This window comes from Shimia marina (assembly GCF_001458175.1).
GTDB classification, from domain to species: domain Bacteria; phylum Pseudomonadota; class Alphaproteobacteria; order Rhodobacterales; family Rhodobacteraceae; genus Shimia; species Shimia marina.
The window spans coordinates 172,013-185,507 of record NZ_CYPW01000024.1; the positions used below are offsets into that span (position 1 = coordinate 172,013).

Annotated in this window: 13 protein-coding genes and 1 pseudogene; 3 read left to right on the top strand and 11 right to left on the bottom strand. The window is 56.2% G+C overall.

Features of this window, described 5'->3' with window-relative positions:
- The 5 genes and pseudogenes from SHM7688_RS20060 to SHM7688_RS11640 all read right to left on the bottom strand — a co-directional run.
- Positions 1 to 838: pseudogene (locus SHM7688_RS20060) on the bottom strand (cobaltochelatase subunit CobT); the annotation flags it as partial.
- Positions 839 to 997: 159 nt separating this feature from the next.
- The gene (cobS, locus tag SHM7688_RS11625) at positions 998 to 1,984 is read right to left on the bottom strand and encodes a cobaltochelatase subunit CobS (protein ID WP_058240246.1); all 987 of its coding nucleotides are present in this window, start codon (positions 1,982 to 1,984) and stop codon (positions 998 to 1,000) included.
- Positions 1,985 to 2,316: 332 nt separating this feature from the next.
- Positions 2,317 to 3,024, bottom strand: coding sequence for a response regulator transcription factor (locus SHM7688_RS11630; RefSeq protein WP_083499029.1), 708 nt, complete (start codon positions 3,022 to 3,024; stop codon positions 2,317 to 2,319).
- Positions 3,025 to 3,291: 267 nt separating this feature from the next.
- Entirely contained in the window at positions 3,292 to 4,308 is a 1,017-nt protein-coding gene (locus tag SHM7688_RS11635) for an AraC family transcriptional regulator (protein WP_058240105.1), read from the bottom strand.
- Between the two features lie 148 nt (positions 4,309 to 4,456).
- Complete coding sequence (locus SHM7688_RS11640) at positions 4,457 to 5,080, bottom strand: DnaJ domain-containing protein (protein WP_058240106.1); 624 nt, start codon at positions 5,078 to 5,080, stop codon at positions 4,457 to 4,459.
- A gap of 74 nt (positions 5,081 to 5,154) precedes the next feature.
- Here SHM7688_RS11640 and SHM7688_RS11645 point away from each other — a divergent pair, with 74 nt between their 5' ends.
- Entirely contained in the window at positions 5,155 to 5,415 is a 261-nt protein-coding gene (locus tag SHM7688_RS11645) for a BolA family protein (protein WP_058240107.1), read from the top strand.
- A gap of 2 nt (positions 5,416 to 5,417) precedes the next feature.
- On the opposite strand, the gene SHM7688_RS11650 is transcribed toward SHM7688_RS11645, so the two are convergent.
- The 3 genes from SHM7688_RS11650 to SHM7688_RS11660 all read right to left on the bottom strand — a co-directional run bounded on the left by SHM7688_RS11650 (position 5,418) and on the right by SHM7688_RS11660 (position 7,049).
- The gene (locus SHM7688_RS11650; RefSeq protein WP_058240108.1) at positions 5,418 to 5,855 is read right to left on the bottom strand and encodes a DUF4177 domain-containing protein; all 438 of its coding nucleotides are present in this window, start codon (positions 5,853 to 5,855) and stop codon (positions 5,418 to 5,420) included.
- An 86-nt stretch (positions 5,856 to 5,941) separates the two neighbouring features.
- Complete coding sequence (locus tag SHM7688_RS11655) at positions 5,942 to 6,535, bottom strand: class I SAM-dependent methyltransferase (protein ID WP_058240109.1); 594 nt, start codon at positions 6,533 to 6,535, stop codon at positions 5,942 to 5,944.
- 13 nt (positions 6,536 to 6,548) lie between these two features.
- Positions 6,549 to 7,049, bottom strand: coding sequence for a thioesterase family protein (locus tag SHM7688_RS11660; RefSeq protein ID WP_058240110.1), 501 nt, complete (start codon positions 7,047 to 7,049; stop codon positions 6,549 to 6,551).
- A 202-nt stretch (positions 7,050 to 7,251) separates the two neighbouring features.
- On the opposite strand from SHM7688_RS11660, the gene SHM7688_RS11665 reads away from it, so the two are divergent.
- On the top strand, positions 7,252 to 8,775 hold the full coding sequence (locus SHM7688_RS11665) for a tetratricopeptide repeat protein (RefSeq protein ID WP_058240111.1): 1,524 nt from the start codon (positions 7,252 to 7,254) through the stop codon (positions 8,773 to 8,775).
- A 92-nt stretch (positions 8,776 to 8,867) separates the two neighbouring features.
- Here SHM7688_RS11665 and SHM7688_RS11670 read toward each other — a convergent pair whose 3' ends face one another.
- Positions 8,868 to 9,332 carry a YybH family protein gene (locus tag SHM7688_RS11670; protein WP_083499042.1) on the bottom strand — a complete coding sequence of 155 codons (465 nt, stop codon included), beginning with the start codon at positions 9,330 to 9,332 and terminating at the stop codon, positions 8,868 to 8,870.
- Between the two features lie 71 nt (positions 9,333 to 9,403).
- On the opposite strand from SHM7688_RS11670, the gene SHM7688_RS11675 reads away from it, so the two are divergent.
- Positions 9,404 to 10,339 carry a LysR family transcriptional regulator gene (locus SHM7688_RS11675; protein ID WP_223229206.1) on the top strand — a complete coding sequence of 312 codons (936 nt, stop codon included), beginning with the start codon at positions 9,404 to 9,406 and terminating at the stop codon, positions 10,337 to 10,339.
- Positions 10,340 to 10,477: 138 nt separating this feature from the next.
- Here SHM7688_RS11675 and gatB read toward each other — a convergent pair whose 3' ends face one another.
- Together gatB and SHM7688_RS11685 are read right to left on the bottom strand one after the other, a co-directional pair.
- Positions 10,478 to 11,986, bottom strand: a complete 1,509-nt coding sequence (gene gatB / locus SHM7688_RS11680) for an Asp-tRNA(Asn)/Glu-tRNA(Gln) amidotransferase subunit GatB (protein ID WP_058240112.1) — start codon at positions 11,984 to 11,986, stop codon at positions 10,478 to 10,480.
- 74 nt (positions 11,987 to 12,060) lie between these two features.
- Positions 12,061 to 13,383 carry a hypothetical protein gene (locus tag SHM7688_RS11685; RefSeq protein ID WP_058240113.1) on the bottom strand — a complete coding sequence of 441 codons (1,323 nt, stop codon included), beginning with the start codon at positions 13,381 to 13,383 and terminating at the stop codon, positions 12,061 to 12,063.
- Between the last annotated feature and the right edge of the window lie 112 nt (positions 13,384 to 13,495).

Below are 13,495 nucleotides of genomic sequence, written 5' to 3' on the forward strand. Positions count from 1 at the left end.
CGGACATCTCGTCGTCGGCCATGTCATCCATGGTGACCTGCGCTTCGGACATGTCCTGTTGCTCTTCCTGAGACTGCTCAGGATTGGCTTCGGTGTCCTCTTCTTCGCTTTGGTCTTCGCCGCTGCTATCGGGATCATCCTGTTCTTCGGATTCTGGCTCAGCGTCATCCTGTTGATCATCAAGATCGTCAGGATCATCCCCAAGCTGATCGCCATAGCCCAGATCATCAATGATCTGTCGGGCAAATTTCGCAAAGGCCTGTTGATCGTCGAGCAGACCTTGAAGGTCCCCCAAATGTTCTCCGGCGCTTTGCTCGATGTAGCCGCGCCAGAGGTCCATCACATTGGCAGCTGCTGGTGGCAGGTCGCGGCCTGTGGCCAGATGCCGGATCAGATAGCCTGCTGCCACCGCAAGGGGGGCCTGCTCTGTGGAGGTCATGTCCGCATAGCCACGGCCGGCGGCGTCGTGGCTGATCTTCACGTCAATGTTGGAGGCTGTACCGGGCATGTCACGCGCGCCCATGGCTTCGCAGCGCGCGGTTTCCATGGCCTCATAAAGATCGCGCGCAATGCCCTGTCCGGGCGCATAGCGCATGTGGGTTGCGTCATCGTGATACTTGCGCTGCAGCGCCAGCGCATCTGCCGTGCCCCGTGCCAAAAGCACCTCATCGCGGCTCATGCGGCGGCTCACCTGTGGCAGGCGCATTGCATCGCCAGAAACACCAGACGGGTCCACCGTGTAAGAGACCGACAATTCCGGATCGTTGGCCATCACTTTGGTGGCCTCAGCCAGGGCCTTCTTGAACGGATCAGCGGGGTTGTCGCTTGGTTTTTTCATGATCGCACCCAGTCCATAGAATGAGTTTCCCGCCCAAAGTGGTCTTTGTCCAGCCTTCCTTCATGAGAGGGCGGCGCCCGACCGCGGGCGGAAAACGAAGTGCCCGCCCATGGGGGCGGTCGGGCACTGCCCGGCGTTGCCGCCGGACAAGGCTGTTGTTTAACCCAAGCTCACGTTTGCAGCGCTTTCCGGCAGCTCTTCGTCAAAGCAGCGCTGGTAGAACTCTGCCACAGTCTGGCGTTCCAGCTCGTCACATTTGTTCAGGAAGCTCAGGCGGAAAGCATAGCCCACATTGCGGAAGATTTCCGCGTTGGCCGCCCAGTTGATCACGGTCCGTGGGCTCATCACGGTTGAGAGATCGCCGTTCATGAAAGCTGTCCGGGTCAGATCTGCCACAGTCACCATCTGGTTTACAATTTTGCGGCCTTCCGCGGTGTTGTAATGCGGCGCTTTGGACAGGATGATCGCGGCTTCGGCATCGTGGCTGAGGTAGTTCAGCGTCGCCACCAGAGACCAGCGGTCCATCTGCGCTTGGTTGATCTGCTGCGTGCCGTGATACAGCCCGGTGGTATCCCCGAGGCCCACGGTGTTGGCCGTGGCAAACAGGCGGAAATAGGGATTGGGCGTGATCACTTCGTTTTGGTCCAGCAGGGTCAGCTTGCCATCGGTTTCCAGAACCCGCTGAATGACAAACATCACGTCGGCGCGGCCTGCATCATATTCGTCAAACACAATGGCCGTCGGGTTGCGCAGGGCCCAAGGCAGAATGCCTTCGTGGAATTCTGTCACCTGTTTGCCATCGCGCAGTTTGATAGCGTCTTTCCCGATCAGGTCGATCCGGCTGATGTGGCTGTCCAGGTTGACGCGCACACAGGGCCAGTTCAGGCGCGCGGCCACCTGTTCGATGTGGGTCGATTTACCGGTGCCGTGATAGCCCTGAATCATCACCCGGCGGTTGTGACCAAAGCCAGCAAGGATGGCCAGCGTGGTTTCGGGGTCAAATTTATAGGTCGGGTCGATTTCCGGCACACGGTCGGTGCGCTCTTCAAAACCCTTGATTTTCATATCGCTGTCGATGCCAAACACATCACGCAGATCAATGTCTTCGGTGGGCTTTGCGTTGCTTTCCATAGTGCCGTTGGCCATGTCCATCGTCCTTCTACAAGCCGCGCGATGAGGGCGGCCCAAATCTACCGGCCTTTGGTGCATCAATTCCAAACAGATCACAAGCGAAACCACGCAAAAGACGCGGCGTTGTCGTCAAACGCCCACCCGCGCGCCTATGCGGGGGTATAGATTGAATTTCTGTGCCACCGGAGATGAGAGCGAAGGCGACGGATGGCCCCTTCATGTGTTTCAGACAGGCTTGGGGCATTTGCCAGGTCTCCCGAAGACCTGAGCGGGGGGCGATGTGCCCAGAAACATCGGGAGACCTGACCCTCCCGCAAAGGGGAGGGCCCCATCCGCGAGCTTGCGGTTTAAGCGGCAACCTCGCTTGAGGGTTCCGTAAAGCGATAGCCAAGCCCGTAGAGGGTCTGGATCGCGTTGAACTCTGGCGCAACGTCGCGCAGCTTGCGGCGAATGCGCTTCACCTGACTGTCAATGCTGCGGTCTGTAACGTCCGCATCGCCACCGTGGGCCTGATCCAGAATGGCCGCGCGGCTGAAAACATGTCCGGGACGTTGCGCGATGATCCACAGCACATTGAATTCCGAAGCGGTCAGCATCACGTCCTTGCCGTCCCAGGAGGCAAGATGTCTGAGCTTGTCGAGCCTCAGCAGACCGCGCTGCAAAACCTGTGTCGCGTCATCGGCCTCCAAGGAGACAAACCCCACGCGCAGCGCCGCAGCAACGCGGGCGGACATGACCTTTCTGGCAAAGGGTTTTGCCAGATAGTCGGATGCGCCCAGGCGCAGATACATGGCCTCTTCACTGTCGCTGCTTGTTGCGCTTGTGATCATCACGGGCACCCGAAAGCCGTCCCGTAAGCGGTCAAAGACGGCAAGACCGTCCATCTTGGCGAAGCGCGTTTCCATGATCACCAGATCTGGCATCTGACGCGCCACGTCAGGCAAGGCTGTGTCCGGATCTACATGTGTGCGGACCACATGTCCCTCCGCTTCCAACTGCAATTGCAAAAGGCTCAGACAGTCCCTGTCCGGATCGATTAGAATAATCCTGCTCACCGCCTTATGCCCTTTCGCTACATGGCGCGCGCACTTCTGTGAGCGGTTGCAGCATGGGCGATCTCTGGCGGAGCATCACGGTAAAAAAGCCAATTACAAAAACAAATCCAACCAGACTCATGTTGCCTCCAAATCCTATTCAAATGCGGTCCTGTGGAAGGCGGCATAATTGGTCGCGCGCCTTCGCAAAGGACATAGGGGCGCTGGTCAGTCCCGCCTTAGGGAAACGTGCCAAGGTTTTGAGGAAATTTGCCAAGTTGTTTGGCGTCAGGAGCGCGTGTGGCGTTGCTCGCCCGGAGAATGACCGGTCCATCGTTTAAATGCGGTCGCAAAGGAGCTGACATCAGAGTAGCCCAACATATAAGCAATTTCGCTTTGCGACAGGCTGTGGTCAGAGAGGTAGCGTTCGGCCAATGCGCGTCGTAAATTGGAGAGAATGGATTGATATGTCGTGCCGACGTCGCCCAGACGTCGTGCCAGCGTTCGGGCGCTCATGCCCAGATCTTTTGCGATGACGCCCACGGTGGCCTGCCCTTGGGCAATGCGATCGACAATGGCCTTTTCAACCTTCACCTGAATATCGGGGCGATCTTTGGGGCGATTGGCCAAAACCAGCTCACAGTGCCGCTGCAAGACCGCCTGTAATCCTGCGTCGGCAGTGCTTAGGGGCAGATCAAGGTCCGCTTGATGAAACACAATGCGATTGGCCGTATGCCCAAAGCTGACCGGACAGTGAAACAGACTTTGGACGTCACCGGCGCGCGCGCTGCGGAAATGCTCAAATTCGATCAGTTTGGGTTTCAACTGACGTGGCACCACAAGGTTGAGACCGCCGATGACCTGTGCTGTTTGAGCTTCAACGAAGCGGCTCAGGTTGATGCGCGGCGGCAAATTGTAGCTCCACATAAAGGCGCCGGTGATTTCCAATTGGCTTACGTCAAAATCAATCGGGTCCGAAAACACCTGTCTGTAGCGCGCGATGTTCAGCAGCATGTTTTTGACATCCATAGAGGAACGTCCGAGGTAGCCCACAAGGCCGAGCTGAACAAAACGTCTGTTCAGCCCCCAACGAATGCCGATGAGGTCATCACCGGTCAGCGCGGCGCCATTGTCAAAAACACGACCCAACTCTGCGATCGGGGCCATCGCCTCTGGTTCTGAAATCTCCGTCAGAGAAAGAAGGGTGCCTTGAAATACATCCGCCTGCTGATGGCCTTCGGCGATCAGATAAGAGGCAAAGTCGCGCACAATTGCGGCAAGATGTTTTGGACTGTCATGACCCATAGCGCAAAATGTGCTGATTTACCGTGTCAAATCAAGTGCGGCCTGTGCCGGAATACAAAAGCGCGCGGTCCACTCAAAACCGCGCGGCTTTATAAAACTGTCAGTCAGAAAGCCTCAGGGGCAATATTGCGCCCCTAAATCCGCGACATCACTTGAAGTTGCGGCTTTCTTTGATCTGGTCCCAGGCCCAGACCACCTCTTGAAGCTGATCTTCCTGGCTGCGATCACCACCGTTCATATCAGGGTGCAGCACTTTGATGAGCTTTTTATAAGCCTTGCGCACTTCTGCTTTGGTCCAGCTGTCCTTGGCTTCAAGGATTTCTATGGCCCGACGTTCCGTCGGTGGCAGGCGTTTGGAGGCCCCCCCGTTTTTACCTGGGTTCTGTGTGGCATTGCCCCCCAGAACCTGATGAGGATCTTCAATGCCCAGACGGGCCCATGCACGGGCTTCTGGATCGGTGAATTTTTTTGTCTCGCGCTCCCAGACTTTGTCTTTGGAGTTTTGCGCGTTCAACTCGGCTTCGGTCTTGCCGTCAAAGAAGTTCCACTTGAGGTTATATTCCCTCACATGGTCTTTGCAGAACCATTTGAACTCATCCAGCACATCCGGCGCGCGTGGCGCACGGTACTGGCCAGCCTCGGTACATCCGGGGTGTTCACATTCGCGCGTAGAGGTTTCTGACGCGCCTGTCATGCCACGGCGCCCGCGCGGGTTCTTCTTCTTCGCCGATTTCACCGACATATCAAAACCGAAGGGATCAGATTTTGTCATTCACGCACCTATTCGACTCGGAGCAGAGAGTTTACCCTAAAGCGCGCCAGATTGAAGAGGTCGGAGTCAGAAAAATGAGCGTTGCACAGGAAATTCACAAAAAGTTGGCAGAGGCCTTTTCCCCGGTGGAACTTGATGTGCAGGATGATAGCGCCAGCCATGCTGGACATGCAGGCGCGCCTTCAGGCGGGGAAAGCCATTTCAATGTGCGGATTCGTGCTAACGCCTTTGCGGGTCAGTCCCGGATTACACGGCACCGTGCCGTACATGCCGCGCTGGGCGCAGAAGTGCTGTCCCGTATCCATGCATTGGCTTTGGATATTGACACGCCCTAGCACTATGGTCGGTCCGACGGAGGGGATACGGACACCTCTGTTGCGGAGACCTCCTCAGACATTTCTTCATACTCGTCGTTTGCAGCAGGCGCATCTGCTTCTTGGTCCGAGACAGGCATGTCTGCCTCAGGGGTGACAACCGGTGGCGTAGCGGGCACAGCGCGTGATGTTGCGGGGATTCGCTCCGGGTGAAATACGGCAACCTCATCTGTTTTGTTGCGACGAAAGACCAACACGGAGCGATATGTGGTGGCGGATCCGGTGAGCCCGCTGCGTTCTTCGTTGGGCAATGTTTCGGCCCGAACAAACTCCCAGCCCTCCGCCGCCAGCATGTTCATCTGGTGTTCCAGCGCATGGGCAAACCGCCCATCGGGTCCTTTCACCCCCTTTGCTTTTAAGCCGCGGGTGGGGGAGGGGATCACTTTGTATTCAAATGTCATAACTCTTCGTCCAGACTTTAAAGCACCACGGCGTGTCATGCGCCATTTTCAAATATCGCTTGCGCAAATACGTTGGGTCGCCATTTTTATCCACGCAGTTTCTTTGGAAGCAGGCGCAATCGATCCGGGTACGCGGGTGTTTTTGCATCTTCCTTGAACATGGCCCAACTGGGGAATTTATCCTGCGGATCCCGTTTCTTGGAAAGCGCGGTGCGCATCACAGGCTGTTGTAACTCCTCCGCCAGCGCGTCGACGCTGATCTGCACCAGTGGCCATTTTTTGTGATAGTCATGGCCGGCAATCATACCACCGACTTTCACCTTGGCGAACCAGTCAAACATGGTCTTGCCGCGCTCTTCCCCGGTGTGTGCATAGCCATCGATGTACACAAAATCAAAATACTCATCCGGGAAAGCACTCAGGGCCTCGTCAAAGCTCATCCGCAAAAGCCAGTAAGGTTTGCCCATACCGACATTATGAAGGGCTTTTATGTATTCTTCGGTGTCATGATGATCGCCGTACAGATCCACCCCATAAAGCTCTTTGAACAAACCGGTTTCCATCAGGCGCTTGGAATACCAGCCCCCGGCCACGCCAAGTTCAATGCCAATCAGCCCGTCGCGCTCTAAGAAGCGCGGCAGTTCTTTGCGTTCTTGTATTATATCGATCAAATCCGCCATGCGTGGCACAGTCTCATGCGCGTGTCAGCGCGTCTAGTGGTTTGCGCAGCCCCATTGGGCGTCCCACCCTCTCTGGGCGCGGCAAGCCGCTATGGGTCTGAGCCATAATGTTAAATTGCGTTTGGATTTCTGCTGGCATGGCCGCCACCCGCGGACCGCTTTGATCAATGTGCAAGCCGATCCCTTCGCCGGTTGCGGCCAACCAGCCGTCCACATGGCGCAGTTCTTGATAGAAGTGAAAGCTCTTTGGGCCGTGATCCAGCAGTTGAAAGCTGGCTCGGACCTGATCACCCAAATGGAGTTCCCGAATGTAGCAGACGTGAAATTCCGCCGAAAATGTCGTGTGCCCCGTGCGGTCACGGTACTCTGGCCCCAAACCCAGTGGCGCATAGACTTGATCCACGCCGCGATCAAAAAGCACATTATAAAACGCCATGTTCAAATGCCCATTGTAGTCAAGCCATTGCGCTTCGACAGCCATGGGCTTGGATAAAAAAGGGGCGTCATAGGTCATTGGGCACTCCTGTTGGCCGCCCTTTTTTATGGCAATGCCGCTTTCTGAGTTCAAGAGAGATCCAGAGGGACAACGCTTGGAGTTACCTAGGGGAGCTTTGCTTAGCTGCGCCCCCACTACAGGGCGACCAAAGTCCAAAGGCGACGTGCTTGAGACTCACATAAAACTGCCGTAACTGCCTGAGTGCATTCGGAGTACTCATATGAAAACACTATTCTTTTCACCTTCCTCTGCCATATCGGTTGCCGCGATTTCGTTGGCAGCCTCTTGGGCGGCTCTGCCGGCGGCTGCACAGGACGAAGCCCCTGCACCAGAGGTCGTCGCGCTCACAGAGGCCTGCGATGCAGGCACCGCAGAAAGCTGCTATCAACTTGGGCACCTTTACTATGGTGGTGAGGGCGTTTCCTGGGATGAAACCAAAGCAGCGGAACTTTACGTAAAGGCCTGCGAGGCCGGGTTTGAGCCAAGCTGTGCAGACGCGGGATATATGTATGAACGCGCCCGCGGAGTGGAGGTGGATCTCACACGCGCCGCGCAATATTATGCTGTCGGTTGTGAGGCCGGTGAGACCTGGTCCTGTGTGTCGGTTGGGCGCATGCACGAGCTTGCGCGGGGTGTTGTTGCAGATGACGCGCAGGCGGCGCATTTTTATCAGCTGTCCTGTGATGGTGGTGATGCGGCTGGCTGTGCCTATCTGGGCGTGCTTCACGAGGAAGGACGCGGCGTCTCACAAGCCTATGATGTCGCGGCACAGCTCTACGACAGAGCCTGTTATGGCGACGGCATGTCTTATGCCTGCTCCAAACTGGGTTTTTTAACGGAAAAAGGACAGGGCGTTGCGCGGGACGACAGGCAGGCAGCCCTGTTGCATTCCTATGCCTGTGACAGCGAAGAATGGGCCAGTTGCCGCGCATTGGGTCTGATTTACGAGTATGGGGAGGCGGGGATCAAAAACGGTCGTCTTGCGCTCAGCATGTATATGCAGGCTTGCGAAGGGCGCTACGGGTTTGATGCGGAAAGCTGTGCCTTTGCCGGGATCCTGCTTGAAAATGGCGAAGTCACTGCGAAAGATACCAAACAGGCGGTCAAGTATTTTGAACGCAGCTGTGAAGCCGGCTCTGGGCTTGGGTGTGGTAAGCTCGGCAGCGCTTATGCGCTTGCCATCGGTGTAGAAGAAGACTTGGCCAAGTCGGCCCATTATTCGGAAATCGCTTGTGAGCGTGACAATACCGTTGGCTGCTACAATGCAGGATTGGCCTATGGTCTTGCGCGTGGCGTCGAAGAAGATCTGTCGCGCGCCTTCACTTACTTCCAGACCGCTTGTGACAAAGGGCATGTCTACGCTTGTACCAATCTGGGAGATGCTTATTCCAATGCGAAAGGCGTGGAGCGGGACCATCAAAAGGCCCATGTGCTGTATGAAAGCTCATGTGAAAAGGACGATGGGCTGGCCTGCAACAATCTGGCGTGGCTCTATCGGGATGCCGCAGGCGTGGTGCAGGACTATGCCAAAGCGCTGGATCTGTTTGTGCTGTCTTGTGACAAAGGCCATATTCGCGGCTGCTATGCCGCAGGGTATCAATACCTGTTTGGCGAAGGTATTGCCAAAGACAAAGACCAAGCTGAGGTCTACCTCACCCAAGCATGTGAAGCTGATGTTCAACACGCCTGCGACCTGCTGGATGAAGAGTTTGGCGGTTTCAAATTCAAAAAGAAAAAACGCTGATACAGGATCAGTGATTTTAAAAGGCCCGCAGGTTTGCTCCTGCGGGCCTTTTTACTTTTGGGGCGTGTGTGATTGTCCCGACGCGGCTAAGTTTACGGAGCGACTTCGAAGTGGTCTTCGCGCAGCAATGCGGTGCCATCTGGCTGCATCACCCAGAGTTCATTGGTGATAATCCCATGCGCTTTGTTCATACGCCACTGCGCGGACACCTGTGCGGCATTCAGTGACTGGTCCACAACTTGTGTTGTGGTCTGTGTATAGACGATATCGTCATAGCCATTTTCAATCAGGTTTTGCCAAAAGGCTTGAATGGCGTCGCGGCCTTCAAAGGTGCCAAAGGGCTTGGCGACCATGATGGCGTCTTCTTCATAAAGTGCGGCGGCCGCGGTTGCGTCTCCGGCATTGAACGCATCGCGCCAGGCGCGGCTGGCGGTGGCCACGGCTGTGCTTAGGGCAAATTCGTCTGCGGCACGGGTCTCCGCGTCTTGAGCAAAAGCAGGTGCTGCGATGCTCATCGTCAAAGCGCCCAGAAGCGAGAGGGTGGGGAGGAATTTCATCATGGTGCTCCAATCTTCATGTTCTGCGCCATGATCTAGATCGTTTGATTGGTGTGAAAAATAGGCATAGTATGAAGTATAAGTTCAGTTTTGGAGAACAATTGAATATGCTGTCGCCTCTGCCGATGTCCTTTCTTGCCATTGTCGAAGCGGGGTCAATCACTGGTGCGGCAGACGCTCTGGGGGTGGCAAAATCGGCGGTCAGTCAAAATCTCAAACATCTGGAAGACACACTCGGCGTCAAACTGGCCATCAGAACAACACGCCGTTTCACTCTGACTCCCGCTGGTGAGCGCTATTATCAGCGATGCAAAGATATTGTGGCTTTGTCACACAGCGCTCGCACAGAGATGGAGGCCTATGGCGCCACGCCCAAAGGGCCGTTTGTGATTACAGCGCCGCATGCGCTTATCGCGCCGGTTGTGGCGCCTGCACTGGCGCAGATGCTCAGGCGATTCTCGTCTCTGCAGCCGCGTGTGATCGCCGATGATGCCCGTCTGGATCTGGTGGCAGGAGGCATTGATCTGGCACTGACTGTTGGCGACCTGCCCGACAGCAGCCTGAAAGCGCAACGGGTGGGCGCCTTGTGCGATACTCTCTGTGTGGCTCCCGAATTGCTGGAAACCGGCCCATCGCCTTCAGCAGCAGAGTTTACGGACTGGATTCAGCAACTGCCTTATGTGGCTCATATGCGTGAGCCCGCCACTGTTACGTTTGCCTGCGACAGTGAGATAAGGGGCGATCTGCGATTTGTGCCCAACTTGCGCGGCAACACGGTCGACGCGGTTCTGGCCATGGCCAGAGAAGGGATGGGGGTGGCTTTGCTGCCGGATCTTGCGGTTGCCGAAGACCTTGCAGGAGGGAGGCTGGTCAGAGTGTGCTCTGCTCATAATCCCGCACCGGTTCCGATTTATGCGGTGCATGCTTATGACGCGTTGGTGCCGCTCTCTGTGCGCGAAGCAATTTTGGCGTTACGCCATCGGCTCTCTGAAAATGGGCCAACTTAGGCGGCGGTAAGGGCGCGGATGCCATGGGCCGTTGCAGGGGGCACGCTGTTGGGCTGTTAACGATTTAAAACGCAAAACGCGCCGGTTTTTACACCGACGCGTTATGGCTGCGATACCGACGCGATACCGACGCAGCGTTTAGCCGTTCAGTTTCTGCGCCACCAATTGGTTAACAGCCTTTGGGTTGGCCTTGCCGCCGGTGGCTTTCATCACCTGACCCACAAACCAGCCCGCCAGTTTCGGGTTCTGTTTCGCCTTTTCCACCTGCGCCGGATTGGCCGCGATGATCTCATCAAGAGCGGCTTCGATTGCGCCGGTGTCGGTCACCTGCTTGAGGCCTTTTTCTTCAACGATCTTAGCGGGATCGTCTTTGGTCTCGATGTGGATCTCAAGCACGTCTTTGGCGATCTTGGTGCTGATTTCGTCAGAGGCGACCATGGCAAGAATGGCGGCGTTGGCTTCAGGTGCGACCAGTTCTTGCGGGCGCACTTCGGCCTTATTGGCGCGGCCCAGCACTTCGTTGATCACCCAGTTTGCGGTCTTCTTGCCGTCACCTTTACCCACAGAGGCTTCAAAGTAGTCAGCCAGATCAACCTCAGCCGTCAGCACCGAAGCATCATATTCGGTCACGCCGTAGTCTTTGATAAAGCGTGACTTTTTCTGATCCGGCAGCTCTGGCAAGGTCTTGGCAATATCGTCCACCCAGCCTTGTTCGATCTCCAGTGGCAGCAGATCGGGATCCGGGAAGTAGCGATAATCATGCGCTTCTTCTTTGGAGCGCATGGAGCGGGTTTCGTTCTTGTCCGGATCATAGAGACGGGTCTCTTGATCGACGGTGCCACCAGCCTCAACAATCGCGATCTGACGACGGGCTTCATATTCGATCGCCGCCTGAATAAAGCGCATGGAGTTCATGTTCTTGATTTCGCAGCGGGTGCCGAGATGTGAGAAGTCCTGTGTTTCCATGTACTTCTCATACTGGCCCGGACGGCAGATGGAGACGTTCACGTCCGCACGCAGGTTGCCGTTCTGCATGTTGCCGTCACAGGTGCCCAGATAGCGCAGGATCTGACGCATCTTGGTGACATATGCGGCGGCCTCTTCTGGCCCACGAATGTCAGGGCGGCTCACGATTTCCATCAGCGCCACACCAGTGCGGTTCAGGTCCACGAAGGACATGTTTGGATCCATGTCGTGCACAGATTTGCCGGCATCCTGCTCCAAGTGGATGCGCTCAACACGCACCAAACGCGCCACACCGGGGCCCATATCCACAAGGATTTCGCCCTCGCCCACAATGGGTTCATAAAGCTGGGAAATCTGGTAGCCCTGCGGCAGATCCGGGTAGAAATAGTTCTTGCGGTCAAAGGCGGATTTCAGGTGAATCTCGGCATTCAGGCCAAGGCCTGTGCGCACTGCTTGCTCCACGCAGTATTCGTTGATGACAGGCAGCATGCCCGGCATGGCACTGTCCACGAAGGCTACGTTGGAGTTGGGTTCGGCACCAAAAGCGGTTGAGGCGCCGGAAAACAGCTTCGCATTGGAAGAAACCTGCGCGTGGACCTCCATGCCAATGACCAATTCCCAGTCATGTTTGGCACCCGCGATCACTTTGGGTTTGGGGGTCTCATATGTCAGGTCGAGCATCGCTCACGCTCCTTAGATATCTGGCTGATCTGCGTTCTAGGCCAGCCAGACATGAGGAGCAAGAGGTCAGTGGCCTATGGGTTCACCTGAGTGATGCCTTCGGGTGTGAAATAGACCGTTTGCCCAGCCTGAAGGCCGCTCATGAACGGCATGGCCACCGCTTGCAGCGCAATGTCGCGCCCTTTGGCTGAAAGGCGTTCTTTTGAGATCACACGAGAGGTGTTTTCAAAGCCGATTTCAGCATGGCCCCATATCAGGGGATGAATTTCGCGCAGGTGATCTCGAACCACCATTTCAAAGCCCTGACGTAATGCGGGAGGCAGATCTGCCCGCAGCCCATCAGCACTGTGTTGCGCACGAGCATGTTGCCAACATCGATAAAGATGTGCCGCCATGAGGTTGGCGGAATGTTGATCCCCGCTGCGCTGCAATGCGTCGGTGACCCCATCGACAAAATATTCTATTTCAAGGGTTTCCAACCCACGTGGGTCGACCAATAGGGCGTCAAACCACACCCAAGCATAGGCACCAGCGCCCCAGACATCATATGTTTGTGCGGCGATACGGCGGGCTTGCAGGTCCAGTTGCGGAAAGTCACCATACCAACGTGGCAACAGATAGTTGCCAAGCGCGCGCATGTGCCGAGGGTTGAATGGATCCAGCGCAATGAGCGATTCAAACTCGCGACACAGCGTGTTGAGAGGCTGGGCTTCGCCGGGCAAAAGCGCGCAGCGGGCCGCAGAGAGGGCTGGGGAGTGGCGTTCCTTTGGGCAAAATCTTTTCAGGATGTTTGTGGCACGCTCAAAGTGGGCCTCAAAAGCTTCTCTGTTGATTTCGCGCACATCTTCTTTGGCCGAGGCCCCGCGCCAAGCCCAGCCGACGTCAATATGCATATGCGCGACTACCAAAGCAATTGGGTAGCTGTCTGGGTGTTCCTCTAGCAGGTACTCCATGGCCTCGATGCCAGCGAAGAAATCGGCGTCCTTAGCAGGGCGTCCGTGGAGAAGGGCATGTTCTGCGGCGCGTACGACATCTGAGCGTGCGCCAAACAACATGAGTTCCGCCAGGGGTGTGCCCGTCGCAGTTGCGGCTCTGTTTTGATCATGGGTTCGGATCAGATCTTCGAGTTCTTCCCACCTTTCCTGACGCGCCAGAAACTGGCCGCGGTCACGCACCTGAGCACTTTCGATCTGATCGGGCGTTTCCGCGTTGATCGGAATTTGCAGACGACTGAGCAAATCACGGTAGGTTTTGTTTCCCTCCGAAGTCTGGCCTACGGAGATGCTAGAACTGGATTGAGAGAAAACTTTGCCGAGTTTGCGCAGTGCAGGAGGTGCGATTGCGCTCACAGCAGGCGCGTGCGGCCCCTTGGTGCGGTATCTGGAAAACAGCTTCATCTCGACTCCCGTCCTGTCACTCCAGCCATTCTGTTGGAGCTTTCAGGCTAAAAAAGGGCACCAAGTTGAAATCATGCGGTCACGATTGGGTCGATGCAGCCACAAATTGTGG